Below are 26,344 nucleotides of genomic sequence, written 5' to 3' on the forward strand. Positions count from 1 at the left end.
AACTCCCTGCGTGATGGTGCCGCGAAGCGAGTCGGCGTTCCGCTTCGCTGCGAGCGCCTCAGTCTACGTAAGGCCCAACGCGCGTCCAGTGCTTGGAGTTACAACCCCCCACCTGGACGCAAGCCCCATGATAGGCCGCGCTCGACTGCGCGTACCGAACATGGGGCGTTACGTGCGGAATACGTGGGGAATGTGCGGGCCGGTCAGCTGTTCGCCTTCATGAGGATGCCGAGCACGACGATGCACGCCACCCACAGCAGACCGACCACCACGGTGATCCGGTCCAGGTTGCGCTCGGCGACCGAGGAGCCGCCGACGGACGACTGCATGCCGCCACCGAACATGTCGGAGAGGCCGCCGCCCTTCCCCTTGTGCATCAGCACCAGCAGCATCAGCAGCAGGCTGAAGACGATCAGGGCGATCGAGAACCCCATAACCACGGCTGGACCAACTTCCTCGGATTCTGACGGACGACGCGGGGCCCAGCGCAGAGCTGGACCCCGCAAGGGTACGACGGATCGCGCCTAGGGCCTACTCACTGGTCACGGAAGCGCACGATCTTGACGAACTCGTCGGCGTCCAGCGAGGCACCGCCGACCAGGGCGCCGTCGATGTCGGGCTGCGCCATGATCTCGGCGACGTTGCCGGACTTGACGGAGCCGCCGTACTGGACGCGGACCTTGTCGGCCACGTCCTGCGAGTACAGCTCGGCGATCTTGGCGCGGACGGCGGCGCAGACCTCCTGGGCGTCCTCGGCGCCGCAGACCTTGCCGGTGCCGATGGCCCACACGGGCTCGTAGGCGACCACGACGGTCTCGGCCTGCTCGGCCGGGAGGTCCTTCAGACCACCTTCGACCTGGGCGAGGGTGTGGCTGACGTGGTTGCCCGCCTCGCGGACCTCCAGTTCCTCGCCGACGCACAGGATCGGGGTCAGGCCGTGCTTGTAGGCGGCCTTGACCTTGGCGTTCACGAGTTCGTCGGTCTCGTTGTGGTACTGGCGGCGCTCGCTGTGGCCGATCACCACGTACGTGCACTTCAGCTTGGCCAGCATCGGACCGGAGATCTCGCCGGTGTAGGCACCGCCGTCGTGCGCCGAGATGTCCTGGGCGCCGTACTTGATCTTCAGCTTGTCGCCGTCGACCAGGGTCTGCACGGAGCGCAGGTCGGTGAAGGGCGGCAGGACGGCGACCTCTACGGCCTCGTAGTCCTTGTCGGCCAGGGCGAAGGCGAGTTTCTGGACGTGGGCGATGGCCTCGAGGTGGTTGAGGTTCATCTTCCAGTTGCCCGCCATCAGCGGCGTGCGCGTACTCATGTGGGTCAGTCCTCCAGTGCGGCGAGGCCGGGGAGCGTCTTGCCCTCGAGGTATTCGAGGGAGGCGCCGCCCCCGGTCGAGATGTGGCCGAATGCGTTCTCGTCGAAGCCCAGGGTGCGCACGGCCGCGGCGGAGTCGCCGCCGCCGACCACGGTGAAGCCCTGGGAGTCGACGAGGGCCTGGGCGACCGCCTTGGTGCCCTCGGCGTAGTCGGGGTGCTCGAAGACGCCCATGGGGCCGTTCCAGAAGACGGTGGCGGCGTCGGCGAGCTTCGAGGCGTACAGCTTGCGGGTCTCGGGGCCGATGTCCAGCCCCTCCTGGTCGGCGGGGATGGCGTCCGCGGCGACGGTGGTGGGGTGGGCGGGGGCCTTGGTCTTCAGGTCCGGGAAGTCGTCGGCCACCAGCGCGTCGACCGGCAGGACCAACTCCACGCCCTGCTTCTCGGCGCGCTCCATGTACTCCTGGACGACCGGGACCTGGTCCTCCTGGAGGAGGGACTTGCCGACCTCGTAGCCCTTGGCCTTGAGGAAGGTGTAGGCCATGCCGCCGCCGATGAGGAGCCGGTCGGCCTTGCCGAGCAGCTGGTCGATGACGGCGAGCTTGTCGGAGACCTTGGCGCCGCCGAGCGCGACGACGTAGGGCCGCTGGACGTCCTCGGTGAGCTTCTTCAGGACGCCGACCTCGGTGGCGATCAGGTAGCCGGCGTAGTGCGGCAGCCGGGCCGGGAGGTCGTACACCGAGGCGTGCTTGCGGTGCACCGCGCCGAAGCCGTCGCCCACGTACACGTCGGCGAGGGCGGCGAGCTGGTCGGCGAAGGCGCCGCGGTCTGCGTCGTCCTTGGCGGTCTCGCCGGGGTTGAAGCGAAGGTTCTCGATGACGGCGACCTGTCCGTCGGCCAGGCCGGAGACCGTGGACGTGGCGGAGTCGCCGACGGTGTCCGTCGCGAACGCGACGGCCGAGCCGAGGAGGTCGCCGAGGCGGGTGGCGGCCGGGGCGAGCGAGAAGGCCGGGTCGGGGGCACCCTTGGGGCGGCCGAGGTGGGAGGCGACGACCACGCGGGCCCCCGCCTCGGCCAGCGCCTTGATCGTGGGCAGGACGGCCCGGATGCGGCCGTCGTCGGTGATGGTGCCGCCGTCGAGCGGCACGTTCAGGTCGGCACGGACGAAGACCCGCTTGCCCGCGACGCCTTCGGAGAGGAGTTCGTCGATCGTCTTCATGAGGGGACTCCTGGGAAGAGCTCGTGATCGCTCGGAAGCGCTCGTGATCCAACAGGGCTGAGCTGTACGTGAGTCAGGGCTCGGACAGCGCGACCACGCGCTGCCCGAGCCCTGCTCTCACATGAGGTGCCTGCTCTATTGGATCAGAGCTGGTTGCCGACGAAGACCGTCAGGTCGACGAGGCGGTTGGAGTAGCCCCACTCGTTGTCGTACCAGCCGATGACCTTCACGTTCTTGCCCTCCTGGACCATGGTCAGGGAGGAGTCGAACGTGCAGGACGCCGGGGCGTTGACGATGTCGGAGGAGACGATCGCGTCCTCGGTGTACTCGAGGATGCCCTTCAGCTCGCCCTCGGCGGCCTTCTGGAAGGCCGCGTTGACCTCTTCCTTGGTGACCTCACGGGAGAGCTCGACGACGAGGTCGGTGACCGAGCCGGTCGGGACCGGGACGCGCATGGCCATGCCGTCCAGCTTGCCCTTGAGCTGCGGAAGGACCAGCGAGGTGGCCTTCGCGGCACCGGTGGTGGTCGGGATGATGTTCTCGGCGGCGGCACGCGCGCGGCGCAGGTCCTTGTGCGGGAAGTCCAGGATGCGCTGGTCGTTCGTGTACGCGTGCACCGTCGTCATCAGGCCCTTGACGATGCCGAAGTTCTCGTCCAGGACCTTCGCCATCGGCGCCACGCAGTTGGTGGTGCAGGAGGCGTTGGAGATGACGTGGTGGTTCGCCGCGTCGTACGTGTCGTGGTTGACACCCATCACGATGGTGACGTCTTCGTTCTTCGCCGGGGCGGAGATGATGACCTTCTTGGCGCCGCCGGCGATGTGCTTCTCGGCGTCTTCCTTCTTGGTGAAGATGCCGGTGGACTCGATGACGATGTCGACGCCGAGCTCGCCCCACGGGATGTCGGCGGGGTTGCGCTCGGACAGGACCTTGATGGTCTTGTCGCCGACAGTGATGGTGTCCTCGGTGTGCGAGACCTCCTGCTTGAGGCGGCCGAGGATGGTGTCGTACTTCAGCAGGTGAGCGGTGGTCGCGGTGTCACCCAGGTCGTTGACAGCCACGATCTCGATGTCTGCACCCTGCTCCAGCAGCGCGCGGAAGTAGTTACGACCGATGCGGCCAAAGCCGTTGATGCCTACGCGGATCGTCACGAACCGATCTCCTCGTTGGTACGCCGGCTCGAAGTGCCGGCGAGCTGTATGGGATGTCCCCGACCACCCCCGACCCTACCTCCCCGGGGCGCCGGTGGTGACATCGAGACGGCCCATACACGGCAGGGCGGTCCGTACCGGCCAGTAGGGTACGGACCGCCCGAGCCGGACGGACCTACATGGGCTCTTATCACCCGATTTCGCTACGGACAGTCAGTACCCCTTGACCAGGGATTCACTCGTCCAGGGCCCTGAGGGCCTTGTTCATGAGCGCCTTGCGGTCGGCCGCCGCGGGCAGGTGCTCCAGGCCGAAGCCCAGCAGCACGGTGTCGTCGGTGGTGACCGCACCGTACGTCTGGAACAGCGCTCCGGTGCGCGTCCAGTCCTTCAGGACGGCCGGGCTGCCCGGGGGCGGTCCGGCCACCTTCCAGGCACCCAGGGACGTCTCGAAGCCCTCGGTCTCCTTCGCCGTGCCGCCGATCACGAGCGAGGCCTCGTCGGCGAGGACGCCGCGGCCGCCGGTGCCCGGGTCGGTGACGTAGCTGATCGAGACCTCGACCGTCTTCCCGGCATAGGCGCTCAGGTCGAAGTTCACCTGCTGCCAGCCGCTAGAGGCGCCGGTCAGGCTGTTCCAGGCGCCGGAGGTGCCGGTCGCGGTGCAGCCGTCCTGCGCCACGGTCAGGTAGCGCTTCAGCCAGGGGTGCTCACCGACGTAGAACCCGCCCTCGCACTCCGTGGGGACGGTGGTGCGGGTGGCGCCGCCCGCCTCCGGGAGGGTGGTCCAGTCGTCGGCACCGGCGGTGTGGGCCTCGACCAGGGCGTGGTCGTAGCCGCGCTCCGTGTCCCACAGCAGCTGGGTCCGCAGCGTGGGGCGGTCGGCCGCGCTCACCCCGGTGAGGTCGATGGTGCGGGTGAGGCGCTTGTAGGCGTCGTCGGTGTGCACGGCGGCGGCCATGGACGAGCCCGCGTAGGGCCCGTACGGGTTGACCGTCCCGGCGAACCGGCCCGCGCCGGCGCTCGCGAACTGCGGGAACTGGGCGGCGGGCAGTTCGTCGGAGGTGACGCCGTAGGTGCCCGCCTTGTCCAGCGGGTTGCCGGGAGCGTCACCGAGGGCGCCGGTGAAGCCGCCCAGTCGGCCGGAGCCGGTGAAGCCGGTGGCCCCGGGGGTCGAGGTGCGGGTGTAGGCGCCCAGGTAGTACTGGCTGAAGTCGTCCGAGAGGGTGCCGTCGCCCAGGTCGACGCTGCCGCCGGCCTGCTCGCCCGCCTCGATCAGCCTGCCGCCCTCGTTGAGGAAGGCCCGCAGCTGCAGCTGCGTGGCGACGCCGGGGACGCTCGCGCCCGTGTAGTGGACGACGGTGTGGAAGTGGCTCAGCACACCCAGCGCGTCCGGTGCGCCCTGGGTGGCGACGTCCCACACGATCGCCCTGTGACCGTTGGCCTTCAGCGCGTCGACGTACTTCTGCGCCTGCGTGGCGGCCGCGCCCTCCTCGGCTACGACCAGGACGTCCGCGCGGGACCGTTCGGCCACCGTGTAGGTGAAGTGCTCGCTGGAGACCTTCTTGCCGCTCCGCGTCTCGCCGGTGAACCACACCTCGACCTTGTCGCCGGGATCGCCGTCGGCGACCTTGGCCCGGTACTCGTCGAAGTAGAGGTTGTCCTCACCGCCGTAGGTCTCGCCGCCCTTCCAGGGCCTGAGCGCCATGTCCTCGACACGGCCGCCGTTGACGCGGTACCTGAGCTCCTTGTCGCGCACGGACTTCCGTGCGACGACGGAGACCTCCTGGTCGGCGCCGCGCGAGTACGACGTGGTGAACGCGGCCGGGGTGAAGTCGGCGGCGCTCAGGCCGACCGAGGAGGACGGCCGGTCCGGGTGGGAGGCGGTCTCGGCGACGGAGAGCGCGAACGGGACGTTCTTCGCGAACTCCTGCTGGATCAGCTTCTCGTCGTCCGGGAACGTGAAGATCGAGCGGCAGTCGGAGGCCTTCCACGCGTCGTTCGGGTCGACGTCCGAGGCGGTCTGGCAGGTCGACATCTCCGGCGTGAACATCGCCATGCCGTTGACGTTCGCGGCGTGGCCGTCGGCCTCGCCGTTGGTGGTGTACAGCTCGGAGGAGAGCTGCGGGTGGTAGCCGGGGACAGCCGGGTTCTCGGGCGTGCCGGCGAGGGCCTCGTAGAGGACGTCGTCCGGGGTGTGGGTGGCGACCTGCCAGCCGACGCCGTAGAGGATGAGTTCGGCGGCGGAGTGGTAGTTGATGCCGTACGTGAAGCCGATCCGCTTCTCGAAGGCGTCCAGGGCCTGGGTCTCCGGCTCGGAGTTGGGGCCCGCGCCGCGGTAGGTCTGGCTGGTGGGGTTGGGGGACGAGCCCTCGTCGTCGTAGCCCCACTTGTAGGCGAAGTTGCGGTTGAGGTCGACGCCGTCGCCGGTGGAGATGGCGCCGTCGCCGTTGACGTCCCGCAGGTTCTTGCGCCACAGGCGGTTGTCGTCGCCGGCGAAGGTGTAGTCGTAGCCGTCGGGGTTGGCCGACAGGACGAACCACAGCTCGGTGGAGTCGACGATCTTCTTGACGCGCTTGTCGGTCCTGTAGTTGTCCAGGTAGTGGTGCATCAGCCGCCGGGTCATCTCCGGCGTGATCCACTCGCGCGCGTGCTGGTTGGACAGGTACAGCACGGAGGGCTTGGAGCCGTCCTTGGACTTCTTGGCGCCCTTGGTGAGCTTCAGGGCGAGGATGTCCTGGCCCTTGATGGTCTTGCCGATGGAGACGACCTTGGTGAGGCCGGGGTTCTCCTGGGCGGTGCGGAGGATCTCCTCCTTCAGGCCGCCCTTTCCGCCGTACGGGCGGAACACGCCCTCGGCGGCGGCCTTGACGCGGTCCTCGGCCTTGGCGGTCAGGCTGTGCTCGGTGAGGTCGACGCCCTGCTTCTCCAGCTTCTTCGCCTGCTGGTCGGTCAGGTAGACCTCGACGGTGCCCGTGCCCTTGTCGGGCACCTGCTCGCCGAGTTCGTGGCCGTCCTGGCCTGCGGCCAGCAGCAGGGGTACCTGCTTCTTGGTGACGTCGGCGCGGAAGACCTTGACCTCGTCCGCATCGGACGCCCGGGAGTCGTCCGGTTGTGCCTGGGCGATGGGCGCGAGGCCCGCTCCGCCGAGCACAAGCGCGCCGACAGCGAGGATCGATCTCGCTCTTCGTCTCATGAACCCCCCTAGCGTGGGTCCGCCACAGCAGCGAACAGATGCCAGGCTCATGACAGTTCATGATCGAGTCAAGGGTGCTACACCGACACGCCGACGCCGGTGCCGATCACCCAAGTGGGCGTCAGCACCGGCGTATTAATTGGTCGTCATATCAGCCTGCGGGGCGTTGTGCCGGCCCGCCAGGCGTGGTGTCAGCCCGCGAGGTTGTCGGCCAGCTCCTCGGAGAGGTTGGCCTCCGTGCCCGGGATGCCGAGGTCGGAGGCGCGCTTGTCGGCCATGGCCAGCAGGCGGCGGATCCGGCCGGCCACCGCGTCCTTGGTCAGCGGCGGGTCGGCGAGCGCGCCCAGTTCCTCCAGGGAGGCCTGCTTGTGCTCCATCCGCAGCCGGCCCGCGGCGGCGAGGTGCTCGGGAACGTCGTCGCCGAGGATCTCCAGGGCGCGGGCCACGCGGGCACCGGCGGCGACGGCTGCCCGGGCGGAGCGGCGCAGGTTGGCGTCGTCGAAGTTGGCGAGCCGGTTGGCGGTGGCACGCACCTCGCGGCGCATCCGGCGCTCCTCCCAGGCCAGCACCGACTCGTGGGCGCCGAGCCGGGTGAGCAGCGCGCCGATGGCGTCGCCGTCGCGGACGACGACCCGGTCCACGCCGCGCACCTCGCGGGCCTTTGCGGCGATGGACAGCCGCCGGGCGGCGCCGACGAGGGCGAGCGCGGCCTCGGGGCCCGGACAGGTCACCTCCAGGGAGGACGAGCGGCCGGGCTCGGTGAGCGAGCCGTGCGCCAGGAACGCGCCGCGCCAGGCGGCCTCGGCGTCACAGGTGGCGCCGGAGACCACCTGCGGGGGCAGGCCGCGGATCGGGCGGCCCCGGCCGTCGACCAGGCCGGTCTGGCGGGCCAGCTGGTCACCGCCGGCGACCACGCGCACGACGTAGCGCGAGCCGCGGCGCAGTCCGCCGGGCGCCATCACGATCAGCTCCGAGCTGTGGCCGAAGATCTCCAGGATGTCCCGCTTGAGGCGGCGGGCCGCCATCGCGGTGTCCAGCTCCGCCTCGATCACGATGCGCCCGCTGACCAGGTGGAGGCCGCCGGCGAACCGCAGGATGGCGGAGACCTCGGCCTTCCTGCAGCAGGTCCGGGTGACGGGGAGCCGGGAGACCTCGTCCTTCACCGCTGGCGTCATCGCCATGGGCCGATCCTTCCATGCATCCGAAAAATACGGTCGTACGCGGCGGCCAGCAGCTCCGGGTCGTGCCGCGGAGTCCCGTCGGGCCGGGCCACCGGCGCCAGCTCGACCGCGGCGCCGAGCCTCTTGGCGGCTTCGATGAGCGCAGCGCGGTCGGGCACGGCGGCCTCGTCGGCCAGCACCACGTCCAGGGCGAGTTTAGGGGCGTGTCGTCCCAAAACCTCCACATGACGCTGCGGGGAGAAGCCCTCGGTTTCTCCCGGCTGCGGGGCGAGGTTCAGGGAGAGTACCCGGCGTGCCTTCGTCTGCGTGAGCGCGTCCAGCAGCTCGGGGACGAGCAGGTGCGGGATGACGGAGGAGAACCAGGAGCCGGGGCCGAGCACCACCCAGTCCGCGTCGAGGACCGCCTCCACCGCCTCGGGGACGGCGGGCGGGTCGTGCGGGACGAGGTGCACGGACTGCACCTCGCCGGGGGTGAGGGCGACGGTGGCCTGGCCGCGGACCGCGTCGACGTCGTCGGGACGGTCCGGGTCGTGGCCCTTGACCAGGGCCTGGAGCTCCAGGGGCACGGCGGACATGGGCAGCACGCGCCCCTGTGCGCCCAGCAGCCGGCCGACCAGGTCCAGGGCCTGGACGTGGTCGCCGAGCTGCTCCCACAGGGCGACGATGAGCAGGTTGCCCACCGCGTGGCCGTGCATCTCGCCCTTGGACTGGAAGCGGTGCTGGATGACGCGGGCCCAGGTCTGGCCCCAGTCGTCGTCGCCGCACAGCGCGGCCAGGGCCTTGCGCAGGTCGCCGGGCGGCAGCACGCCCAGCTCGTCGCGCAACCGGCCGCTGGAGCCGCCGTCGTCGGCCACGGTGACGACGGCGGTGAGGTCGCCGGTGATCCGGCGCAACGCGGCGAGCGAGGCCGACAGGCCCATGCCGCCGCCCAGGGCGACGACCTTGGGCTGCGTGCCCCGGCGGCGCGGCCTGCCGCCGCGGGCCTCGGCGGTCCTGCCGCCGCGGCCGTCGGGCACCGCACGGCGCAGCCGGCTCAGCCGCGGAGTGCGTCCCGTCATTCGCGTCCCATGTCCCGGTGGACGACCACCGTCTCCACGCCCTCGGCAGCGAGCCGGGCGGCGAGCCTCTCCGACATGGCGACCGAGCGGTGCTTGCCGCCCGTGCAGCCGACGGCGATCGTCACGTAGCGCTTGCCCTCCCGGCGGTAGCCCGCGGCAATCAGCTGGAGGAGCTCGGAGTACCGGTCCAGGAACTCCTTGGCTCCGGGCTGGTTGAAGACGTACCCCGATACCTCGTCGTTGAGGCCGGTGTACGGGCGCAGTTCCGGGACCCAGTGGGGGTTGGGCAGGAAGCGGCAGTCGACGACGAGGTCGGCGTCGACCGGCAGGCCGTACTTGTAGCCGAAGGACATCACGGTGGCCCGCAGCTCGGGCTCCTCCTCGCCGGCGAACTGGGCGTCCATCTTGGCGCGCAGTTCGTGCACGTTGAGGCTGGAGGTGTCGATCACCAGGTCGGCGTCGCCGCGCAGCTCGCGCAGCAGCTCGCGTTCGGCGGCGATGCCGTCGACGATACGGCCGTCGCCCTGGAGGGGGTGGGGGCGGCGCACCGACTCGAAGCGGCGCACCAGAGCGTCGTCGGAGGACTCCAGGAAGACGATCCTCCGGGTGACTCCGCGGGTGTCGAGGTCGGCGAGGGACTCGCGCAGGTTGTCGAAGAAGCGGCGGCCGCGGACGTCGACGACGACCGCGATCCTCGCCACGTTGCCCTGTGAGCGGGCGCCGAGCTCCACCATGGTGGGGATCAGCGCGGGCGGCAGGTTGTCGACGACGAACCAGCCGAGGTCCTCCAGACACTTGGCGGCCGTGGACCGTCCGGCTCCGGACATGCCGGAGATGATCACCAGCTCGGGGATGGCCGCCTCGGGGACCCCGGCTGCTTCCTTGCCCGTACTCACCTGTGCTCCGTTGTCGTGGCGTGCGTCGTGCCGTACGGGATCCTGCGGTGTCTCCCTGTGCGGCGCCTTGGCAGTGTCCCGCGGCGCGCGGTCTCGCTCCGTCGTGGGTCCTGTGTCGTGCTCTGTCATGTCTCCTGCCCCCGTCGTTCGTCCGGGGCGCCCGCGGGCACGGGCTCCCCCGGGACACCCGCCGTCGTCTGGGGCGCCCCGTCCTCCCTGTCTTCAATGATCTCTCCGGTCGCCGTGTTCACGGCGGGCGCGGCCGGTACCGCCCGGGCGAGGGCCGCGGCGATGGTTTCGGCCGTCTTGCGGCCTATGCCCTGGACCTCGCAGATCTGGTCGATCGTCGCGGAGCGCAGCTTCTTCACCGAGCCGAAGTGCCTGAGCAGCGCCTGCTTGCGGGCCTCTCCCAGGCCGGGGACGTCGTCCAGGGGGCCGGCGCGGAATCGCTTGGCGCGTTTGGAGCGCTGATAGGTGATCGCGAAGCGGTGGGCCTCGTCACGCACGCGCTGGAGCAGGTACAGCCCCTCGCTGGTGCGGGGCAGGACGACCGGGTCGTCCTCGCCGGGCAGCCAGACCTCCTCCAGGCGCTTGGCGAGGCCGCACACGGCGATGTCATCGATGCCGAGCTCGTCCAGGGCCTTCTTGGCGGCGGCTACCTGCGGGGCGCCGCCGTCGACGACCACGAGCTGGGGCGGGTACGCGAAGCGCTTCGGCCGGCCGTCGTCCTCCTTGAGCTCCTCCTCGGTCCACTCGCCGGTCTTCTCCTTCTCGGCGAGGTAGCGCCGGAAGCGGCGGGTGACCACCTCGTGCATGGAGCGGACGTCGTCCTGCCCCTCGAAGCCCTTGATCTGGAATCGGCGGTACTCGCTCTTGCGGGCCAGTCCGTCCTCGAACACGACCATGGAGGCCACGACGTCCTGCCCCTGCAGGTGCGAGATGTCGTAGCACTCGATCCGCAGCGGGGCGCTGTCCAGGTCGAGGGCGTCGGCGATCTCCTCCAGGGCACGCGAGCGCGTGGTGAGGTCGGAGGCGCGCTTGGTCTTGTGCAGGGCGAGCGCCTGCTGGGCGTTGCGCTGCACGGTCTCCATGAGGGCCTTCTTGTCGCCGCGCTGCGGGATGCGCAGGGAGACGCCCGAGCCGCGCCGCTCGGCCAGCCAGTCCTGGACGGGCTCCACGGGGTCGGGCAGGGCCGGGACGAGAACCTCCTTGGGGACGGCGTCGCCGGTCTCCTCGCCGTAGAGCTGCTGCAGGGCGTGCTCGACGAGGGCGCCCGTGGTGATCTCCTCGACCTTGTCGGTGACCCAGCCGCGCTGGCCGCGCACGCGTCCGCCCCGGACGTGGAAGATCTGGACGGCGGCCTCCAGTTCGTCCTCGGCGATCGCGATCAGGTCGGCGTCGGTGGCGTCCGCGAGGACGACCGCGTTCTTCTCCATGGCCTTCTTCAAGGCCTCGATGTCGTCGCGCAGGCGGGCGGCCCGCTCGTACTCCATCTCCTCGGCCGCCTCGGTCATCCGCTGCTCCAGGCGGCGGATGTACGTGCCCGTGCGGCCGGCCATGAAGTCGCAGAATTCCTCGGCGAGTTCACGGTGCTCGTCGGCGGAGACGCGGCTCACGCAGGGGGCGGAGCACTTGCCGATGTAGCCGAGCAGGCAGGGACGGCCGGTGCGGGCGGCGTTCTTGAAGACACCGGCCGAGCAGGTGCGCACCGGGAAGACGCGCAACAGCAGGTCCACCGTGTCCCGGATGGCCCACGCGTGCGCGTACGGCCCGAAGTACCGGACGCCCTTCTTCTTGTGACCGCGCATCACCTGCACGCGCGGGAACTCCTCGTTCATCGTCACCGCGAGGTACGGGTAGCTCTTGTCGTCGCGGTACTTGACGTTGAACCGGGGGTCGTACTCCTTGATCCAGGAGTACTCCAGCTGGAGCGCCTCGACCTCCGTGGACACCACCGTCCACTCCACGGACGCGGCCGTGGTGACCATCGTGCGGGTGCGCGGGTGCAGCCCGGCCAGGTCCTGGAAGTAGTTCGCCAGGCGCTGGCGCAGGCTCTTCGCCTTTCCGACGTAGATCACGCGGCGGTGCTCGTCACGGAACCGGTAGACCCCCGGCGAGTCGGGGATCTCTCCCGGCTTGGGGCGGTAGCTGGAGGGGTCGGCCATGTCTCACACCCTACTGGCGGGGACCGACAGTCCGGTGGGCCTGTGGACAACGTCCGGGGCCGGGGTGCCGCCGCGCGCGGAGGGCGCGAACGGCCAGGACACGGGGGTGTCGATCACGCGTGGGCCGCGCTGCGGCCGTGCGTTCAGCCGTACCGAGGCCGTGCGAGGGATGTGCGTTTCGGCCGTGTGAGGTGCGTGCGGTGGTCGTGCGGGCGGCCGGCTCGGGAGAAGCGCTCCGGCGTCACCCGTTCGGCCTGCCGCGACCCGCCGGTGACGGCGGCCCTCACCGCCCGTCGCGGCACCCCTTCACCAACCGCCCACCCGTCCTCAGGGGTTACGCCCGCCCGGATCAGGGAACGGGGCTACCCACGGCGACACGGCGGAGCCCCCGGGCACCGCAAGTGTCGATGTGGACACGGAGTGTCAATGTGGACCGGCCGCCCCGCATGCGCAACGGCCGGTCCCGATCGAAGGGTGGTTCGGATGCGGCGGATGCGGATCGAGAAGACACGGCGGCCGGTCCGTGCCCGCCGGTACGCGGACGAGCCGTTCGCACTGCGCGACGCCCTCGACCCGCGCGACCCGGACATAGTGCGCGCCAAGCGTCTGCGCCTGGAGGAGCAGGGCGGCACCGACCGCCCCTAGCGGCACCGGCCCTCCTGTCCCCGGCCCCGAGAGAGTGCCTCGCCGCCCCGAAGTGGCGCCGCGGTGGCGAGCGCGGGCGCCGCAGCGGCGCGCGCCGGGGGCGGGGGCAGGTCGCTGTTGGGTATCAGGTGTTGTCGGGGCTTTGTCAACACGCTTCAATGCGTGGGGACTCGGGGTCTGAGCGACGGCGTACGGATGTGAAGAGCCGTCCCGCGCCGACGGGGGCTGCCCCGGGAACCGTGCGAACGGTCTGACCAGCCGTTGTTGACCTTCACAGAGAGGCCCCTGCATGCCGTACGCCACACAGCACGCGGACGTCGCCACCGCGGAACTGGACTCGGTCCTGCGGGGAGGCCCCTTCCACGTCGCCCTGCGGGCCGCGATCGCCGCACGGGGACTGCCGTTGCAGCGGGTGCAGCACCATCTGTCGCGGCACGGCGTGAAGGTCGGTGTCACCAGCCTGAGTTACTGGCAGCAGGGCGCCCGGCGCCCCCAGCGCCCGGAGTCGCTGCGAGCCGTACGGGCCCTGGAGGAGATCCTGGACCTGCCGGAGGAGTCGCTGATCCGGTTGCTCGCCGAGTCCGACGAGCACCCGGCCGAGCAGCGGCCCACAGGCCGCTCCTACCGCTCCCTCGTCGAGGCCTCGGGCGTCCTGGAGCGGCTGCTGGCCGAACTGGACTGCCCGCTGGACGGGGGCCTGCACTCGCTCGGCCACCATGAGCGGATCAGGATCGGGCCCCGGCGGGAGCTGGCGGGCCGCGAGTCGCACCACATCGTGCGCGCCCACCGGGACGGCGTCGACCGCTTCGTGGCCGTCCACCACGGCGATCCCGGCGCCGCCCCGGAGCGCATGACGGTGCACGCCCTGGACAACTGCCGCACCGGCCGGACGCGTTGGCACCACGACACCGGTGTGCTGGTGGCCGAGCTGCTCTTCGACACACGCCTGCGGGCCGGGGACACGTTCCTCTTCCGGTACGGAGTCGAGGACGGCACGGCCGGTGTGTCACGGGAGTACGTGCGCGGATTCGGCCCCGCGGGCGGCCAGTACGTGCTCCAGGTGCGCTTCGACGCCGGGGCCGTACCGGTGCGCTGCCACCGGTTCACCCAGCACTCGGCGGCGGCGCCGCGCGGCGGGCGCGAGGAGCTGACGCTCAGCGGGCGGCACCGTTCGGTGCACCTCGTGGAGCCACGGGTGCGGTCGGGGTACGTGGGGATCGGCTGGGACTGGGAGTGAGCGGGCCGCCCTGACGCCGCACGCCTGCCGGCGGGGCTCCTCGCTCGGCGGCTCCGCCGGTCGCGTCGGCCGTCAGGTTGCCGGCCCCGCGACGATCCTGCCGTTCCTCACCTCGACCGCCAGCTCCATCAGCGGCACGGTGGCCGGTTCACGCAGCACCCTGCCGGTCGCGGCGTCGAACTCGCTGCCGTGGCAGGGGCAGATCAGCCGCGTCCCCTCCAGCTGGTTGACGGGGCACCGCGCGTGCGTGCAGATCGTGCTGTACGCCCTGAGGGTGCCGTCCCCGCCCCGGCTGACGACGACGTCGTGGTCCCGGTACAGCCTGGCGCCGCCCTCGGGCACCTCGCTCTCTGCGCCGAGGTCGACGGGGGCGGTCGGCCGCGCGGGCCCGGCGTTCCCACCGGGCGAGCAGGCGGCGACGCCGAGTCCGGCGACGGGCGTGAGGGCCACTCCGCGAAGGACGGTACGGCGGCTCGCGGCGGGTCGGCCGGGCATGAGGTCTCCACTGGTCGGACGGCGGTGCGTGCCGACGATACCGACGGTGATCGTCGGGGTGCAGCGGCGGGGGGCGGAGCGGCCGTGCGTGGGGTGGGCGGGCGCGGTGTCCGGGCGTGCAGGCCGGGCAGCCGGGCCGCCACCGGGCGGTCCGGCGGCGAGCGTAAACGATTGCGCAAGCGTTTACGCGCGCCGCCGAATGCGGTACGTTCCCGGCCAGTGCACGGAAGGCCGCACGCGCGGAAGGGAGCACGCCGATGGCGACCATGGCCGATGTGGCGCGGAGCGCCGGGGTGTCCGTGGCGACCGTCTCGCACGTGCTCAACGGCACACGGCCGGTGCTTCCGCACACCCGCCAGGCGGTCCTGGACGCCGTCGAGGAGCTCGGCTACACCCCGAACTCCCTGGCCCGGTCCCTGGTGACGTCCCGCACCCGGTCCATCGGGCTCGCGGTGTCGGCGATCAGCAATCCGTACTTCACGGAGATCCTCCAGGGCGTCGAGGCCTGCGCCCTGGAACACGGCTACAGCCTGCTCATCGCCGACCCGCACGACGACCCGGTGCACGAGCGCAAGGTCGTCCAGCTGCTGCACGAGCGCCGGGTGGACGGCATGATCGTCGCACCCTCCGCGGATCCGGCGGAGCTGCTCGCCTACCTCGGGCGGCACGACGTACCGGCCGTGTTCCTGGACCGGCTGGTGGAAACGCCGCGTATCGACCAGGTCGCCACGGAGAACGCCGGGCCGACGGCCGAGCTCGTCACCCATCTCGCCGGCCTCGGCCACCGCCGGATCGCGCTGGTGGCGGGGCGGCCCGGGCTGAGCACCACGGGTGAACGGATCACCGGCTACCGGAACGGCCTGGCGGCCGCGGGGCTCGCGTACGACGAGCGGCTCCTGGTGCACGGCCACTCGGAGTCGGCGGGCGCCGAGCGGGCCACGGCGGCCCTGCTCTCCCTCGACCAGCCGCCCACCGCGCTGGTCACCGCCAACAACGCGATGACGATCGGCGCCCTGCGCGCCCTGCGCGACGGCGGCCTGTCCGTACCCGAGGACATCGCGCTGTGCTGTTTCGACGACTTCGCCTGGGCGGACCTGTTCGCGCCCCGGCTCACCGCGATCGCACAGCCCAGCCGGGACATCGGCGCGACGGCGGTACGGGTGCTCCTGGACCGTCTCGCCGAGCCGGACCGGCCCGCGCGGACGGTGCGGCTGCCCTGCGCCTTCGTCCACCGCACCTCGTGCGGCTGTCCCGAACAGCCGGAGCAACCCCAGAGAGGAACGTCGCATGATCGTCGTCGCCGGTGAGGCACTGATCGACCTGGTACCGCGGGGCACCGGCGCCCTGGCGGCGCTGACGCCGGCGCTCGGCGGCGGCCCGTACAACACCGCGGTGGCGCTGGGACGGCTCGGCTCCCCCGCCGCCTTCTGCTCCCGGGTGTCGTACGACGCGTTCGGCGAGGCGCTCCTCGACCGGCTGCGCGAGACCGGGGTGGACGTGTCGTCGGTGCAGCGCGGCTCCGAGCCGACCACGCTCGCGGTCGCCTCCGTCGGCGCGGACGGCTCCGCCTCGTACTCCTTCTACGTGGAGGGCACGGCCGACCGGCTGTTCACGGCACCCGCCGCGCTGCCGCCCGGAACCCGAGCCGTCTCCTTCGGCACCTGCTCGCTGGTGCTGGAGCCGGGGGCGAGCGCGTACGAGGAGCTGATGCGCACGGCCTCCGGGCAGGGCGTGTTCACCGCCCTGGACCCGAACATCCGGGCCGGGCTGATCCCGGACGCGGACGCCTACCGGGCCCGGTTCAAGAGCTGGCTGCCGTCGGTGTCGCTGCTGAAACTGTCGGCCGAGGACGCCGAGTGGCTCGGCGGCACGCCACAGGAGTGGCTGGCGGCCGGCCCGGCCGCGGTCGTGGTCACCCAGGGCGGCGACGGGCTGACCGCGTTCACCCGTGACGGCGGGGTGTACGCGGTGCCTGGTGAGCGGGTCGAGGTGGTGGACACGATCGGCGCGGGCGACACCGTCAACGCCGCGCTGCTGCACGGCCTGGCGGTGCGGGACGCCCTCAGCGCGCCGGCCCTTGCCGCGCTGGGCGCGGACGGCTGGGCCGGGCTGCTGGGCTTCGCCGCGCGTGCGGCGGCGATCACCTGCTCGCGGGCGGGGGCGGAGCCGCCGTACGCGCACGAGCTGGAGGGCTGACGTCGGTCGGCTCGGGGAGCCGGAGAGCGGGAGACGGCTGCCGGGTGGGTGGGACGCCGACGCGCCGTGCCCGCTACGGGGAGGGAGCCCGGGGCGGCACGGCGCGTCGGTACGGCGTCCTCAAACCTTGCGTGCCCGGGTCGTCTTCTTCGCGGCGGCCTTGGTGGCCGTCTTGTTGGTGGCGGTGCTGTTGACCGTCCTGGTGGCGGTCTTCCTGGTGGTGGCCCTGGCCGCGACCGTCTTCTTGGCCGTCGTCTGGGCGGGCACCTTGACGGAGGACGCGTCGCTGATCCGCTCCGCGCCCAGGACGTCGCGCAGGAACTTGCCGGTGTGGCTGGCCGGTACGCCCGCGACCTGCTCGGGCGTGCCCTCGGCGACGACCAGACCGCCGCCGGCGCCGCCCTCGGGCCCCATGTCGACGATCCAGTCGGCCGTCTTGATCACGTCGAGGTTGTGCTCGATGACGATGACCGTGTTGCCCTTGTCGACCAGCCCGGACAGCACGCTGAGCAGCTTGCTGATGTCCTCGAAGTGCAGACCGGTGGTCGGCTCGTCCAGGACGTAGACCGTGCGGCCGGTGGAGCGCTTCTGCAGTTCGCTGGCGAGCTTGACGCGCTGCGCCTCACCGCCGGACAGGGTGGTCGCGGACTGGCCGAGCCGGACGTAGCCCAGACCGACGTCGTTGAGCGTCCTGAGGTGGCGGGAGATCGCCGGGACGGCCTCGAAGAAGTGCATGGCCTCTTCGATGGGCATGTTCAGGACGTCGGCGATGGACTTGCCCTTGTAGTGCACCTCCAGGGTCTCCCGGTTGTACCGGGCGCCGTGGCAGACCTCGCACGGGACGTACACGTCCGGGAGGAAGTTCATCTCGATCTTGATCGTGCCGTCGCCCGCGCAGTTCTCGCAGCGGCCGCCCTTGACGTTGAAGGAGAAGCGGCCGGGCATGTAGCCGCGGACCTTCGCCTCGGTGGTCTCGGCGAACAGCTTGCGGATGTGGTCGAAGACGCCGGTGTACGTCGCCGGGTTGGAGCGCGGGGTGCGGCCGATGGGCGACTGGTCGACGTGGACGACCTTGTCGACGAGGTCGTCGCCGTCCACGCGCGTGTGCCGCCCGGGCACGCTGCGGGCGCCGTTCAGCTCGCGGGCCAGGTGCGTGTACAGGATGTCGTTGACCAGCGTGGACTTGCCGGAGCCGGACACGCCGGTGACGGCGGTGAACACGCCCAGCGGGAAGGACACGTCGATGTCCTGGAGGTTGTTCTCGCGGGCGCCGTGCACCGTGAGCTGCCGGGAGGGGTCGACCGGGCGGCGGATCTCGGGCACCGGGATGGACTTCTTGCCCGCCAGGTACTGGCCGGTCTGCGACTCCTCGTTGGCGAGGAGCTCCTTCAGGGAGCCGCTGTGCACGACCTTGCCGCCGTGCTCGCCGGCGCCGGGACCGATGTCGACGACCCAGTCGGCGGTCTTGATGGTGTCCTCGTCGTGCTCGACGACGATGAGCGTGTTGCCCATGTCGCGCAGCCGGACCAGGGTCTCGATCAGCCGGTGGTTGTCGCGCTGGTGCAGGCCGATGGACGGCTCGTCGAGGACGTACAGGACGCCGACGAGGCCGGAGCCGATCTGGGTGGCCAGGCGGATGCGCTGGGCCTCGCCACCGGAGAGCGTGCCGGCGGCGCGGTTGAGCGAGAGGTAGTCCAGGCCGACGTCGACCAGGAACCGCAGCCGCTCGTTGACCTCCTTCAGCACTCGCTCGGCGATCTTCTTGTCGCGGGCGGTGAGCTTGAGCTCGCCCAGGAAGTCCGCGCAGTCGCTGATGGACATCGCGGAGACCTCGGCGATGGACTTGCCCATGATCGTGACCGCGAGGACGACGGGCTTGAGGCGCGTGCCCTCACAGGTGGGGCAGGGCACCTCGCGCATGTAGCCCTCGAAGCGCTCACGGCTGGCGTCGGACTCGGCGTCGCTGTGCCGGCGCTTGACGAAGTTGACGGCACCCTCGAAGGACGCCATGTACACGCGCTCGCGCCCGTACCGGTTGCGGTAGCGGACCTCGATCTGCGTCTTGTGGCCGTACAGCAGCGCCTTCTTGGCGCGCTGCGGCAGGCCCGCGAAGGGGATGTCCGTCCGGAACCCGAGGGCCGTCGCGAGGGCGCCGACCTGCCGGTCGAAATAGTCCTTGGTGTGGCCGAGCGACCAGGGGTGGATGGCGCCCTCGTCGAGCGTCTTGTCCGGGTCCGGGACGATCAGCTCGGGGTCGACCTCCATGCGCGTGCCGATGCCGGTGCAGTCCGGGCAGGCGCCGAAGGGCGAGTTGAAGGAGAAGGAGCGGGGCTCCAGCTCCTCGAAGGACAGGTCGTCGTACGGGCAGTACAGGTGCTCCGAGAACATGCGCTCGCGCTCGGGGTCGTCCTCGGGGAGGTCGACGAAGTCGAGCACGACCATGCCGCCGGACAGGCCGAGGGCGGTCTCCACGGAGTCGGTGAGGCGGCGCTTGGCGGAGTCCTTCACCGTGAGGCGGTCGACGACCACCTCGATGGTGTGCTTCTCCTGCTTCTTCAGCGTCGGCGGGTTGGACAGCTGCACCGTCTCGCCGTCCACGCGCGCGCGGGAGTAGCCCTTGGTCTGGAGGTCGGCGAACAGGTCGACGAACTCGCCCTTGCGCTCGCGCACCAGCGGGGAGAGCACCTGGAAGCGGCTGCCCTCGGGCAGCTCCAGGACCCTGTCGACGATGGCCTGCGGCGACTGGCGCGAGATGGGGCGGCCGCACTCGGGGCAGTGCGGCTTGCCGATGCGCGCGAAGAGCAGCCGCAGGTAGTCGTAGACCTCGGTGATCGTGCCGACCGTCGAGCGCGGGTTGCGCGAGGTCGACTTCTGGTCGATGGAGACGGCCGGGGACAGGCCCTCGATGAAGTCGACGTCCGGCTTGTCCATCTGGCCGAGGAACTGCCGGGCGTACGAGGAGAGCGACTCCACGTACCGCCGCTGCCCCTCGGCGAAGATCGTGTCGAAGGCCAGCGAGGACTTGCCCGACCCCGACAGGCCCGTGAAGACGATGAGCGAGTCGCGCGGGAGGTCGAGCGAGACGTTCTTGAGGTTGTGCTCGCGCGCTCCACGAACGATGAGACGGTCGGCCACGCCGGTCCGCACCTTTCTTGAGAGAAGTGACAGGGGCGGGGCCCCCGTGCTTTCTCAGACTAGGGGGAGCCACTGACAACGCCGGTCGGATGCACGGGTTGCCAACAAACCCCGCCTTCCAGGATGCCCGACGCCGCTCCAGACCATATAGCACGTGCATTCGATTTACGGCACGGGTGCACCACCTTCACCCGAAGGTGTGACGCGGCTAGGGTCAGCACCATGATTGATCACGCTCATGACCTGGCGTCTGTACGTGACGCGACCGAGCGGCTGCTGACCGCAGTCGGCAAACTGGACAACGCCTCTGTGACGCACGCGTCACGGCTGCCCGGCTGGACCCGTGGCCATGTGCTGGCCCACCTGGCCCGCAACGCGGACGCTCTGGTGAACGTCCTGCAGGGCCGTCCCATGTACGTCTCCGCCGAGGCCCGGGACGGCGACATCGAGCGGGACGCCCCGCGCCCCTTGGACGTCCACCTCGCCGACCTGCGCGCGAGCGCGGACCGCTTCCAGGAGGCGGGGGCCGTACCGGCGGACTGGTCGCGCACGGTGGAGCTGCGCAACGGGGTCACGGACTCGGCGTCCCGGGTGCCGTTCCGGCGGTGGGTGGAGGTGGAGCTGCATCACGTGGACCTGGGGATCGGGTACGAGCTGGAGGACCTCCCCGCGGAGTTCACGGAGCGGGAGATCGGCTTCCTCGCCGAGCGCTTCACCGGGCATCCCGACGTGCGTCCCACGCGGCTGACGGACGGCACGCGCGCGTGGCGCACGGGACGGGAGGGCGAGCCCGAGCTGACCGTCAGCGGATCGCGGGCCGAGCTGCTCGGCTGGCTCGCCGGCCGCCGTGACGGATCCGGGCTGAGGGTGGAGGGCGGCCCCCTTCCGGCACTGCCGCCGCTGTAGAGCAGGACGCATCCCCGTCGGCACTGCTCCCTCGGCAGGGGCGGAGGCGGTTCCCTTCCGACGCCGTGCCCGCGGCAGGGCCGGGGGCGGTTCCCCTCCGGCACCTCGCCCGTTGCAGGCGGGGACAGTTCCCCCCTCCGGCACTACGCCCGCTGCAGGGCGGGGGACCGTCCCCGGGCACTGCTCCCCTGGGGGGCGGGAACGGTCCCGGACCACTCCCCCGCTATAGGCTGGCGACCATGACGTACAGCGGGCAGGTGACGGTCGGCGGACCCGCCGACGTGCACGAACTCAAGGACCTGATGATCACCAAGATCGCGGTCGGTCCGATGAACAACAACGCCTATCTGCTGCGCTGCCGGGCGACGGACGAGCAGCTGCTGATCGACGCCGCGAACGACGCCGACGCGCTGCTGGGCATGATCGGTGACGACGGCATCGCGTCCGTCGTCACCACCCACCGGCACGGCGACCACTGGCAGGCGCTCGCCGATGTCGTGGCGGCCACCGGCGCGCGCACGTACGCGGGCCGCGAGGACGCCGAGGGCATCCCCGTGCCGACCGACGTCCTGGTCGACGACGGCGACACGATCCGGGTGGGGCACGTCGAACTCACCGCGCGCCACCTCGTCGGGCACACCCCCGGCTCGATCGTCCTCGTCTACGACGACCCGCACGGGCACCCCCATGTGTTCACGGGGGACTGCCTGTTCCCGGGAGGCGTGGGCAACACACACAACGACCCCAGGGCGTTCGCCAGTCTGATCCACGACGTCGAGACCAAGATCTTCGATGTGCTCCCGGACGAGACCTGGGTCTACCCCGGCCATGGGAACGACACCACCCTGGGCGCGGAACGCCCGCATCTGCCGGAGTGGCACGCACGAGGGTGGTGACGGGCGCGATACGCGCCCCGCACAGGCACGTCGCCCACATCCCACACACAGGCACGGCGCCTGGAGTCCGCACAGGCACGTCGTCCGCATCCCGCGCGCGCGCTCCGTGTGCAGCCCGCCACTGGCCTCGCGTGAAACCAGCCACGCGCCCCGTGTGAATCCCGCGCACGCGCCGGTGCCCCGCGCGCGCTCCCGGCGCGCGTAGGGGCGCGGTCAACTGGTAGCAGTGCCGCTCAGGACGACGGCTCCTGTGCGGACGGGCCGCCGGTCTCACCCGATCCCCGCCCTCGGCCGGCGGCCCCGGCGGGCCTCCAACTCCCAACTCCCGGGTGGACAGGGAAGGTTCACGAGAACGCAACACTCGTTCCCACTATGCGGACGATCGCCGCCGTGACCTCGACAAGCGGGTCCACGGACTGTCAATCTCCCGCCATGCCTCATGCCCCGCGCGCTCTGCGCCGTGCCGTCGCCGCCGCCACCGTCGTCCTCCTCGCCACCGCCGTCGGCTGTGCTCCGCAGCCGGAGGAGCAGGCGGCCGGCAAGCCGTCCGACGGGGCCGTGGACAGCTGCGCCAAGGGCGAGCTGACCACGAAAGCCCCGGGCAAGCTGACGATCGCCACCGACAAGCCCGCGTACGAGCCGTGGTTCAAGGACGACGACCCGGCGAACGGCAAGGGCTTCGAGTCGGCGGTCGCGTACGCCGTGGCCAAGGAGCTCGGTTACGGCGAGAACGCCGTCGTCTGGCAGACCGTCCCCTTCAACAAGGCCTTCGCGCCCGGCGAAAAGACCTTCGACTTCGACATCAACCAGGTGTCGATCAGCACCGAGCGCAAGAAGGCCGTGGACTTCTCGTCCGGTTACTACGACGTGCGCCAGGCCGTCATCGCGCTGAAGGGCTCCAAGGCGGCGGGGGCGAAGAGCATCGCGGACCTGAGGGACGTCAAGCTCGGCGCGCAGGTCGGCACCACCAGCCTGAACTACATCCACGACGTGGTGCAGCCGAAGCGGGCGGCCGCCGTGTACGCCAAGAACGACCAGGCCAAGTCGGCACTGAAGAACGGTCAGGTCGACGCCGTCGTCACGGACCTGCCGACCGCCTTCTACATCACCTCGGCCGAGGTGACCGACGCGCGGATCGTCGGCCAGTTCGAGAACCGGGGCGGCACGCCGGAGCAGTTCGGGCTCGTGCTGGACAAGGAAAGCGCCCTCACCTCCTGCGTGACGCGGGCCGTCGACGCCCTGCGCGAGGACGGCACGCTCGCGAGGATCGAGCAGGAGTGGCTGTCGGACGCCGTCGACGCGCCGGTGCTCAAGTGACGGTCGTCAAGGGCGTGTCGGGGCGGGAGGGCGCGGACGACACGTACGAGCCCTCGCGGCGACGGCTCGACCGCGAGCGCTACCGGCGCGCCCGGGCCCGCCGTGCCACGGCGATCGCCGCGCTGTCGACCCTCGTCACCGCCGCCGTGCTGTACCTGGTCGTCGTCAACGCGCCGGGCTGGTCCCGCACCAAGGAGACGTTCTTCGACTGGGGTTACGCGCGCGAGGCGTTCCCGAGGGTGCTGGAAGGGCTGTGGCTCAACGTCCGGCTGCTGCTGGTCTGCGGCGCAGCGGTGCTGGTCCTCGGCATGCTGATCGCGATCGCCCGGACCCTGCGCGGCCCGGTCTTCTTCCCGCTGCGCGTGCTGGCCGCCGCGTACACGGACTTCTTCCGCGGACTGCCGCTGATCATCAACCTGATGATCGTGGTGTTCGGCGTTCCCGCGCTGCGGCTGCAGGGCGTGACCGTCGACCCGGTGCTGCTCGGCGGTACGGCGCTCACGCTGACGTACTCCGCCTACGTCGCCGAGGTGTTCCGCGCCGGCATCGAGTCGGTGCACCCCTCGCAGCGCGCGGCGGCCCGCTCGCTCGGGCTCAGCAACCGGCAGGCGCTGCGGTACGTGGTCCTGCCGCAGGCCGTGCGGCGCCAGGTGCCGCCGTTGCTGAACGACCTGGTGTCGCTGCAGAAGGACACCGGGCTCGTGTCGATCGGCGGCGCCGTGGACGCCGTACGGGCCGCCGACATCATCGTCGGACGCAGCCTCAACTACACGCCGTACATCGTCGCGGGACTGGTCTTCGTCGCGCTGACGATCCCGATGACCCGCTTCACGGACTGGGTGACGGCCCGGATGGACCGCCGGCGCGCCCAGGGAGGGACGACATGAGCGACGCGCCGGTGCTGCGGATGGAGTCCGTCCGCAAGACGTTCGGCGGTTCGGTGGTGCTGCGGGACGTCGATCTGGAGGTCGCCCCGCACACGGTCACCGCCCTGATCGGAGCCTCCGGTTCCGGCAAGTCGACGCTGCTCAGGTGCGCCAACCTGCTGGAGGAGATCGACGACGGGGCGATCTGGCTGGACGGCGACGAGATCACCGACCCGCGCGTCGACCAGGACGCGGTGCGCCGCCGGATCGGCGTGGTCTTCCAGGCGTACAACCTGTTTCCGCACATGACCGTCCTGGAGAACATCACCCTCGCCCCGCGCCGGGTGCACGGTGTCTCCCGCGACCGGGCCGAGGAGCACGCGCGGGAGCTGCTGGAGCGGCTCGGGCTCGGCGCCAAGGCGGGAGAGTACCCGGACCGGCTGAGCGGCGGGCAGCAGCAGCGGGTGGCGATCGTGCGCGCCCTGGCCGTACGCCCCCGGCTGCTGCTGCTCGACGAGATCACCGCCGCTCTCGACCCCGAGCTGGTCGGGGAGGTCCTTGACGTCGTCCGCGGTCTGAAGGACGAGGGCATGACCATGATGCTGGCCACGCACGAGATGGGCTTCGCCCGCGAGGTCGCCGACCAGGTGTGCTTCCTGGACGCAGGTGTGGTGCTGGAACGCGGCACGGCCGAGGAGGTCTTCGGAGAGCCGCGGCAGGAGCGCACGCGGCGCTTTCTGCGGCGGATCGTGGAGGCGGGGCGACTGTAAGGAGTGCGCGCCTTGGCGGGCGGTGCTTACAGCCGCCCCGCCTGTGCCGCGCCCGACCGGAGCTCCTCCCGTGGCTGCTCGCTCACGCGTCCGCCTTCCCCGTCCCCGCCAGCACCGCGACCCGCTCCACGCCGAACACGTATCCCTGCACTCCGCAGCCCGCGATGACCCCATCGGCGCGCAGCGAGACGTAGGAGTGGTGCCGGAACGACTCACGCTTGTGGATGTTGGAGATGTGGACCTCGATCACCGGAAGCCCGTCGCAGGTGTTGAGCGCGTCGAGGATCGCGACGGAGGTGTGCGAGTAGGCGCCCGGGTTGATGACGATCCCGCAGTGGCGCAGCCGTGCCTCCTGGATCCAGTCCACCAGCTCGCCCTCGTGGTTGGACTGGCGGAAGTCGACCGTGCCGCCGTGCGCGGCCGCCGCCTTCGCGCACAGGGACTCCACGTCGGCGAGGGTGTCGGAACCGTAGATCTCCGGCTGGCGCTGGCCGAGCAGGTTCAGGTTGGGGCCGTTGAGGATCATGATCGGGGCGTTGGCCAGGGTGCGGGGCACGGTTCCTCCGGTCCGTTCGGGGGTCGGGCGGTCGACGGGACCGCTGCTCGGACCCGGTTTATCACGGTGCGCCGACAGCGCGACGGGCCGTAGCCTCACGCCATGACGACCGCCTCGTACCCACCCAAGCCCGTACCCGGCGACCGTGTCGCTGTCGTCTCGCCCTCCGGTGGCCTGCCGGGGCTTTTCCCGCTCCCGCACGAGCTGGGTCTGGAGCGGCTGCGCAAGGAGTTCGGGCTGGAGCCGGTGGAGTATCCGGCGACCCGGAAGATGGGCTCGACGCCCCGGGAACGGGCCGCCGACCTGCATGCCGCCTTCGCCGATCCGGACATCAAGGCGGTCGTCGCCTCCATCGGCGGCGACGACCAGATCACCGTGCTGCCGCTGCTGGACCGGGAGTTGATCCGGGCGAACCCGAAGCCGTTCTTCGGGATGAGCGACAACACCAACCTGCTGGCCTTCCTGCGCAACAGCGGCATCGTCGGCTTCCACGGCGCGAGCGTGATGTGCGAACTGGGCCGCCCGGGAGCCATGCACCCCCACACCGCTGAGTCCCTCCGGGCGGCCCTGTTCACCTCCGGCGAGTACGAGCTGAGGCCCGCCGAGCGGTGGCGCGACATCGACCGCGACTGGGCGGACCCGGCCACGTTCGACGCGGAGCCGGAGACCCGGCCCGGCACCGGCTGGACCTGGCACAACGCCGACCAGGTGGTCGAGGGCCGCAGTTGGGGCGGCTGCCTGGAGATCGTCGGGTGGCTGCTGATGGCCGACCGGGAGATCGCCCGGGACCTGTCGGAGTACGACGGCGGTGTGCTGCTCCTTGAGACGTCCGAGGATATGCCGAGCGCCAGAGAGGTCTACTACACCCTGCGCGGCATGGGCGAGCGGGGGCTGCTCCAGCGGTTTCCCGCCCTCCTGATGGGCCGCCCGAAGACGTGGTCCTTCGAGCACCCCGGCAGCCCGGAGGAGGGCGCCCGTTACGCCGCCGACCAGCGGGAGGCGGTGCTGCGCGCGATGCGGGAGTACGCCCCCGACGCCACGATCGTGTTCGACGTGGACTTCGGGCACACCGATCCGCAGCTCGTGCTGCCCTACGGAGGCGTCATCCGCGTCGACGGACCCGCCCGGCGCATCACCGTCACGTACTGAAGCGGT

At 71.0% G+C, this 26,344-nt stretch carries 22 protein-coding genes; 10 read left to right on the forward strand and 12 right to left on the reverse strand.

Features of this window, described 5'->3' with window-relative positions:
• Nucleotides 1-203: 203 nt before the first annotated feature.
• From secG to uvrC, 9 genes are all read right to left on the reverse strand, one after another.
• Nucleotides 204-434, reverse strand: a complete 231-nt coding sequence (gene secG / locus ACFPZJ_RS23755; RefSeq protein WP_381025759.1) for a preprotein translocase subunit SecG — start codon at nt 432-434, stop codon at nt 204-206.
• 101 nt (nt 435-535) lie between these two features.
• The gene (gene tpiA / locus ACFPZJ_RS23760; protein ID WP_381025109.1) at nt 536-1,312 is read right to left on the reverse strand and encodes a triose-phosphate isomerase; all 777 of its coding nucleotides are present in this window, start codon (nt 1,310-1,312) and stop codon (nt 536-538) included.
• A gap of 5 nt (nt 1,313-1,317) precedes the next feature.
• The gene (locus tag ACFPZJ_RS23765) at nt 1,318-2,529 is read right to left on the reverse strand and encodes a phosphoglycerate kinase (RefSeq protein WP_381025112.1); all 1,212 of its coding nucleotides are present in this window, start codon (nt 2,527-2,529) and stop codon (nt 1,318-1,320) included.
• A gap of 143 nt (nt 2,530-2,672) precedes the next feature.
• Nucleotides 2,673-3,680 carry a type I glyceraldehyde-3-phosphate dehydrogenase gene (gene gap / locus ACFPZJ_RS23770; protein ID WP_381025115.1) on the reverse strand — a complete coding sequence of 336 codons (1,008 nt, stop codon included), beginning with the start codon at nt 3,678-3,680 and terminating at the stop codon, nt 2,673-2,675.
• Between the two features lie 235 nt (nt 3,681-3,915).
• Nucleotides 3,916-6,870 carry a M14 family metallopeptidase gene (locus tag ACFPZJ_RS23775; RefSeq protein ID WP_381025117.1) on the reverse strand — a complete coding sequence of 985 codons (2,955 nt, stop codon included), beginning with the start codon at nt 6,868-6,870 and terminating at the stop codon, nt 3,916-3,918.
• A 191-nt stretch (nt 6,871-7,061) separates the two neighbouring features.
• Complete coding sequence (gene whiA, locus ACFPZJ_RS23780; RefSeq protein ID WP_381025120.1) at nt 7,062-8,051, reverse strand: DNA-binding protein WhiA; 990 nt, start codon at nt 8,049-8,051, stop codon at nt 7,062-7,064.
• Nucleotides 8,042-9,109 (reverse strand): gluconeogenesis factor YvcK family protein, encoded by a 1,068-nt coding sequence (locus ACFPZJ_RS23785; protein WP_381025123.1) that lies wholly within the window; start codon nt 9,107-9,109, stop codon nt 8,042-8,044. Before ACFPZJ_RS23785 ends, whiA begins: the two co-directional genes overlap by 10 nt.
• Entirely contained in the window at nt 9,106-10,134 is a 1,029-nt protein-coding gene (rapZ, locus tag ACFPZJ_RS23790) for an RNase adapter RapZ (protein WP_381025126.1), read from the reverse strand. The genes ACFPZJ_RS23785 and rapZ overlap by 4 nt, the downstream gene beginning before the upstream one ends.
• On the reverse strand, nt 10,131-12,170 hold the full coding sequence (gene uvrC / locus ACFPZJ_RS23795) for an excinuclease ABC subunit UvrC (protein ID WP_381025128.1): 2,040 nt from the start codon (nt 12,168-12,170) through the stop codon (nt 10,131-10,133). The genes rapZ and uvrC overlap by 4 nt, the downstream gene beginning before the upstream one ends.
• A 492-nt stretch (nt 12,171-12,662) precedes the next feature.
• Between uvrC and ACFPZJ_RS23800 the strand changes: the two genes are divergently transcribed.
• Nucleotides 12,663-12,815 carry a hypothetical protein gene (locus ACFPZJ_RS23800; RefSeq protein WP_381025131.1) on the forward strand — a complete coding sequence of 51 codons (153 nt, stop codon included), beginning with the start codon at nt 12,663-12,665 and terminating at the stop codon, nt 12,813-12,815.
• A gap of 289 nt (nt 12,816-13,104) precedes the next feature.
• Entirely contained in the window at nt 13,105-14,052 is a 948-nt protein-coding gene (locus ACFPZJ_RS23805; protein ID WP_381025133.1) for a hypothetical protein, read from the forward strand.
• Between the two features lie 72 nt (nt 14,053-14,124).
• Here the strand turns inward: ACFPZJ_RS23805 and ACFPZJ_RS23810 are convergent, their stop codons facing one another.
• Nucleotides 14,125-14,547 carry a Rieske (2Fe-2S) protein gene (locus tag ACFPZJ_RS23810; protein ID WP_381025135.1) on the reverse strand — a complete coding sequence of 141 codons (423 nt, stop codon included), beginning with the start codon at nt 14,545-14,547 and terminating at the stop codon, nt 14,125-14,127.
• Nucleotides 14,548-14,804: 257 nt separating this feature from the next.
• On the opposite strand from ACFPZJ_RS23810, the gene ACFPZJ_RS23815 reads away from it, so the two are divergent.
• Entirely contained in the window at nt 14,805-15,854 is a 1,050-nt protein-coding gene (locus ACFPZJ_RS23815) for a LacI family DNA-binding transcriptional regulator (RefSeq protein WP_381025137.1), read from the forward strand.
• Complete coding sequence (locus ACFPZJ_RS23820; protein WP_381025140.1) at nt 15,835-16,743, forward strand: carbohydrate kinase family protein; 909 nt, start codon at nt 15,835-15,837, stop codon at nt 16,741-16,743. The genes ACFPZJ_RS23815 and ACFPZJ_RS23820 overlap by 20 nt, the downstream gene beginning before the upstream one ends.
• Nucleotides 16,744-16,863: 120 nt before the next feature.
• On the opposite strand, the gene uvrA is transcribed toward ACFPZJ_RS23820, so the two are convergent.
• A complete protein-coding gene (gene uvrA, locus ACFPZJ_RS23825) occupies nt 16,864-19,878 on the reverse strand; it encodes an excinuclease ABC subunit UvrA (protein ID WP_381025142.1) in 3,015 nt (1,004 codons plus the stop codon).
• A gap of 222 nt (nt 19,879-20,100) precedes the next feature.
• On the opposite strand from uvrA, the gene ACFPZJ_RS23830 reads away from it, so the two are divergent.
• The 5 genes from ACFPZJ_RS23830 to ACFPZJ_RS23850 all read left to right on the forward strand — a co-directional run bounded on the left by ACFPZJ_RS23830 (nt 20,101) and on the right by ACFPZJ_RS23850 (nt 24,633).
• Nucleotides 20,101-20,784: a maleylpyruvate isomerase family mycothiol-dependent enzyme gene (locus ACFPZJ_RS23830; RefSeq protein ID WP_381025145.1), complete on the forward strand. Its 684-nt coding sequence runs from the start codon at nt 20,101-20,103 to the stop codon at nt 20,782-20,784.
• A gap of 239 nt (nt 20,785-21,023) precedes the next feature.
• Nucleotides 21,024-21,680 (forward strand): MBL fold metallo-hydrolase, encoded by a 657-nt coding sequence (locus ACFPZJ_RS23835; protein ID WP_381025147.1) that lies wholly within the window; start codon nt 21,024-21,026, stop codon nt 21,678-21,680.
• A 432-nt stretch (nt 21,681-22,112) separates the two neighbouring features.
• Nucleotides 22,113-22,997, forward strand: coding sequence for an ABC transporter substrate-binding protein (locus ACFPZJ_RS23840; protein ID WP_381025150.1), 885 nt, complete (start codon nt 22,113-22,115; stop codon nt 22,995-22,997).
• Nucleotides 22,994-23,884, forward strand: a complete 891-nt coding sequence (locus ACFPZJ_RS23845) for an amino acid ABC transporter permease (RefSeq protein WP_381025153.1) — start codon at nt 22,994-22,996, stop codon at nt 23,882-23,884. Before ACFPZJ_RS23840 ends, ACFPZJ_RS23845 begins: the two co-directional genes overlap by 4 nt.
• The gene (locus ACFPZJ_RS23850; RefSeq protein WP_381025156.1) at nt 23,881-24,633 is read left to right on the forward strand and encodes an amino acid ABC transporter ATP-binding protein; all 753 of its coding nucleotides are present in this window, start codon (nt 23,881-23,883) and stop codon (nt 24,631-24,633) included. Before ACFPZJ_RS23845 ends, ACFPZJ_RS23850 begins: the two co-directional genes overlap by 4 nt.
• A gap of 82 nt (nt 24,634-24,715) precedes the next feature.
• On the opposite strand, the gene aroQ is transcribed toward ACFPZJ_RS23850, so the two are convergent.
• Nucleotides 24,716-25,189: a type II 3-dehydroquinate dehydratase gene (gene aroQ, locus ACFPZJ_RS23855; RefSeq protein ID WP_381025158.1), complete on the reverse strand. Its 474-nt coding sequence runs from the start codon at nt 25,187-25,189 to the stop codon at nt 24,716-24,718.
• 102 nt (nt 25,190-25,291) lie between these two features.
• On the opposite strand from aroQ, the gene ACFPZJ_RS23860 reads away from it, so the two are divergent.
• Nucleotides 25,292-26,338, forward strand: coding sequence for a S66 family peptidase (locus tag ACFPZJ_RS23860; protein ID WP_381025161.1), 1,047 nt, complete (start codon nt 25,292-25,294; stop codon nt 26,336-26,338).
• The last annotated feature ends 6 nt before the right edge of the window (nt 26,339-26,344 follow it).

The organism is Streptomyces bullii (assembly GCF_042657145.1).
Classification (GTDB): Bacteria; Actinomycetota; Actinomycetes; order Streptomycetales; family Streptomycetaceae; genus Streptomyces; species Streptomyces bullii.

Coding starts and splice junctions, on each gene's coding strand:
- ACFPZJ_RS23815 (WP_381025137.1), top strand. CDS start 14,805: ATGGCGACCATGGCCGATGTGGCGCGGAGCGCCGGGGTGTCCGTGGCG.
- ACFPZJ_RS23800 (WP_381025131.1), top strand. CDS start 12,663: ATGCGGATCGAGAAGACACGGCGGCCGGTCCGTGCCCGCCGGTACGCG.
- ACFPZJ_RS23860 (WP_381025161.1), top strand. CDS start 25,292: ATGACGACCGCCTCGTACCCACCCAAGCCCGTACCCGGCGACCGTGTC.
- ACFPZJ_RS23840 (WP_381025150.1), top strand. CDS start 22,113: ATGCCTCATGCCCCGCGCGCTCTGCGCCGTGCCGTCGCCGCCGCCACC.
- tpiA (WP_381025109.1), bottom strand. CDS start 1,312: ATGAGTACGCGCACGCCGCTGATGGCGGGCAACTGGAAGATGAACCTC.
- ACFPZJ_RS23830 (WP_381025145.1), top strand. CDS start 20,101: ATGATTGATCACGCTCATGACCTGGCGTCTGTACGTGACGCGACCGAG.
- ACFPZJ_RS23785 (WP_381025123.1), bottom strand. CDS start 9,109: ATGACGGGACGCACTCCGCGGCTGAGCCGGCTGCGCCGTGCGGTGCCC.
- ACFPZJ_RS23805 (WP_381025133.1), top strand. CDS start 13,105: ATGCCGTACGCCACACAGCACGCGGACGTCGCCACCGCGGAACTGGAC.
- ACFPZJ_RS23775 (WP_381025117.1), bottom strand. CDS start 6,870: ATGAGACGAAGAGCGAGATCGATCCTCGCTGTCGGCGCGCTTGTGCTC.
- whiA (WP_381025120.1), bottom strand. CDS start 8,051: ATGGCGATGACGCCAGCGGTGAAGGACGAGGTCTCCCGGCTCCCCGTC.
- ACFPZJ_RS23820 (WP_381025140.1), top strand. CDS start 15,835: ATGATCGTCGTCGCCGGTGAGGCACTGATCGACCTGGTACCGCGGGGC.
- secG (WP_381025759.1), bottom strand. CDS start 434: ATGGGGTTCTCGATCGCCCTGATCGTCTTCAGCCTGCTGCTGATGCTG.
- uvrC (WP_381025128.1), bottom strand. CDS start 12,170: ATGGCCGACCCCTCCAGCTACCGCCCCAAGCCGGGAGAGATCCCCGAC.
- ACFPZJ_RS23835 (WP_381025147.1), top strand. CDS start 21,024: ATGACGTACAGCGGGCAGGTGACGGTCGGCGGACCCGCCGACGTGCAC.
- ACFPZJ_RS23850 (WP_381025156.1), top strand. CDS start 23,881: ATGAGCGACGCGCCGGTGCTGCGGATGGAGTCCGTCCGCAAGACGTTC.
- ACFPZJ_RS23765 (WP_381025112.1), bottom strand. CDS start 2,529: ATGAAGACGATCGACGAACTCCTCTCCGAAGGCGTCGCGGGCAAGCGG.
- ACFPZJ_RS23810 (WP_381025135.1), bottom strand. CDS start 14,547: ATGCCCGGCCGACCCGCCGCGAGCCGCCGTACCGTCCTTCGCGGAGTG.
- rapZ (WP_381025126.1), bottom strand. CDS start 10,134: ATGACAGAGCACGACACAGGACCCACGACGGAGCGAGACCGCGCGCCG.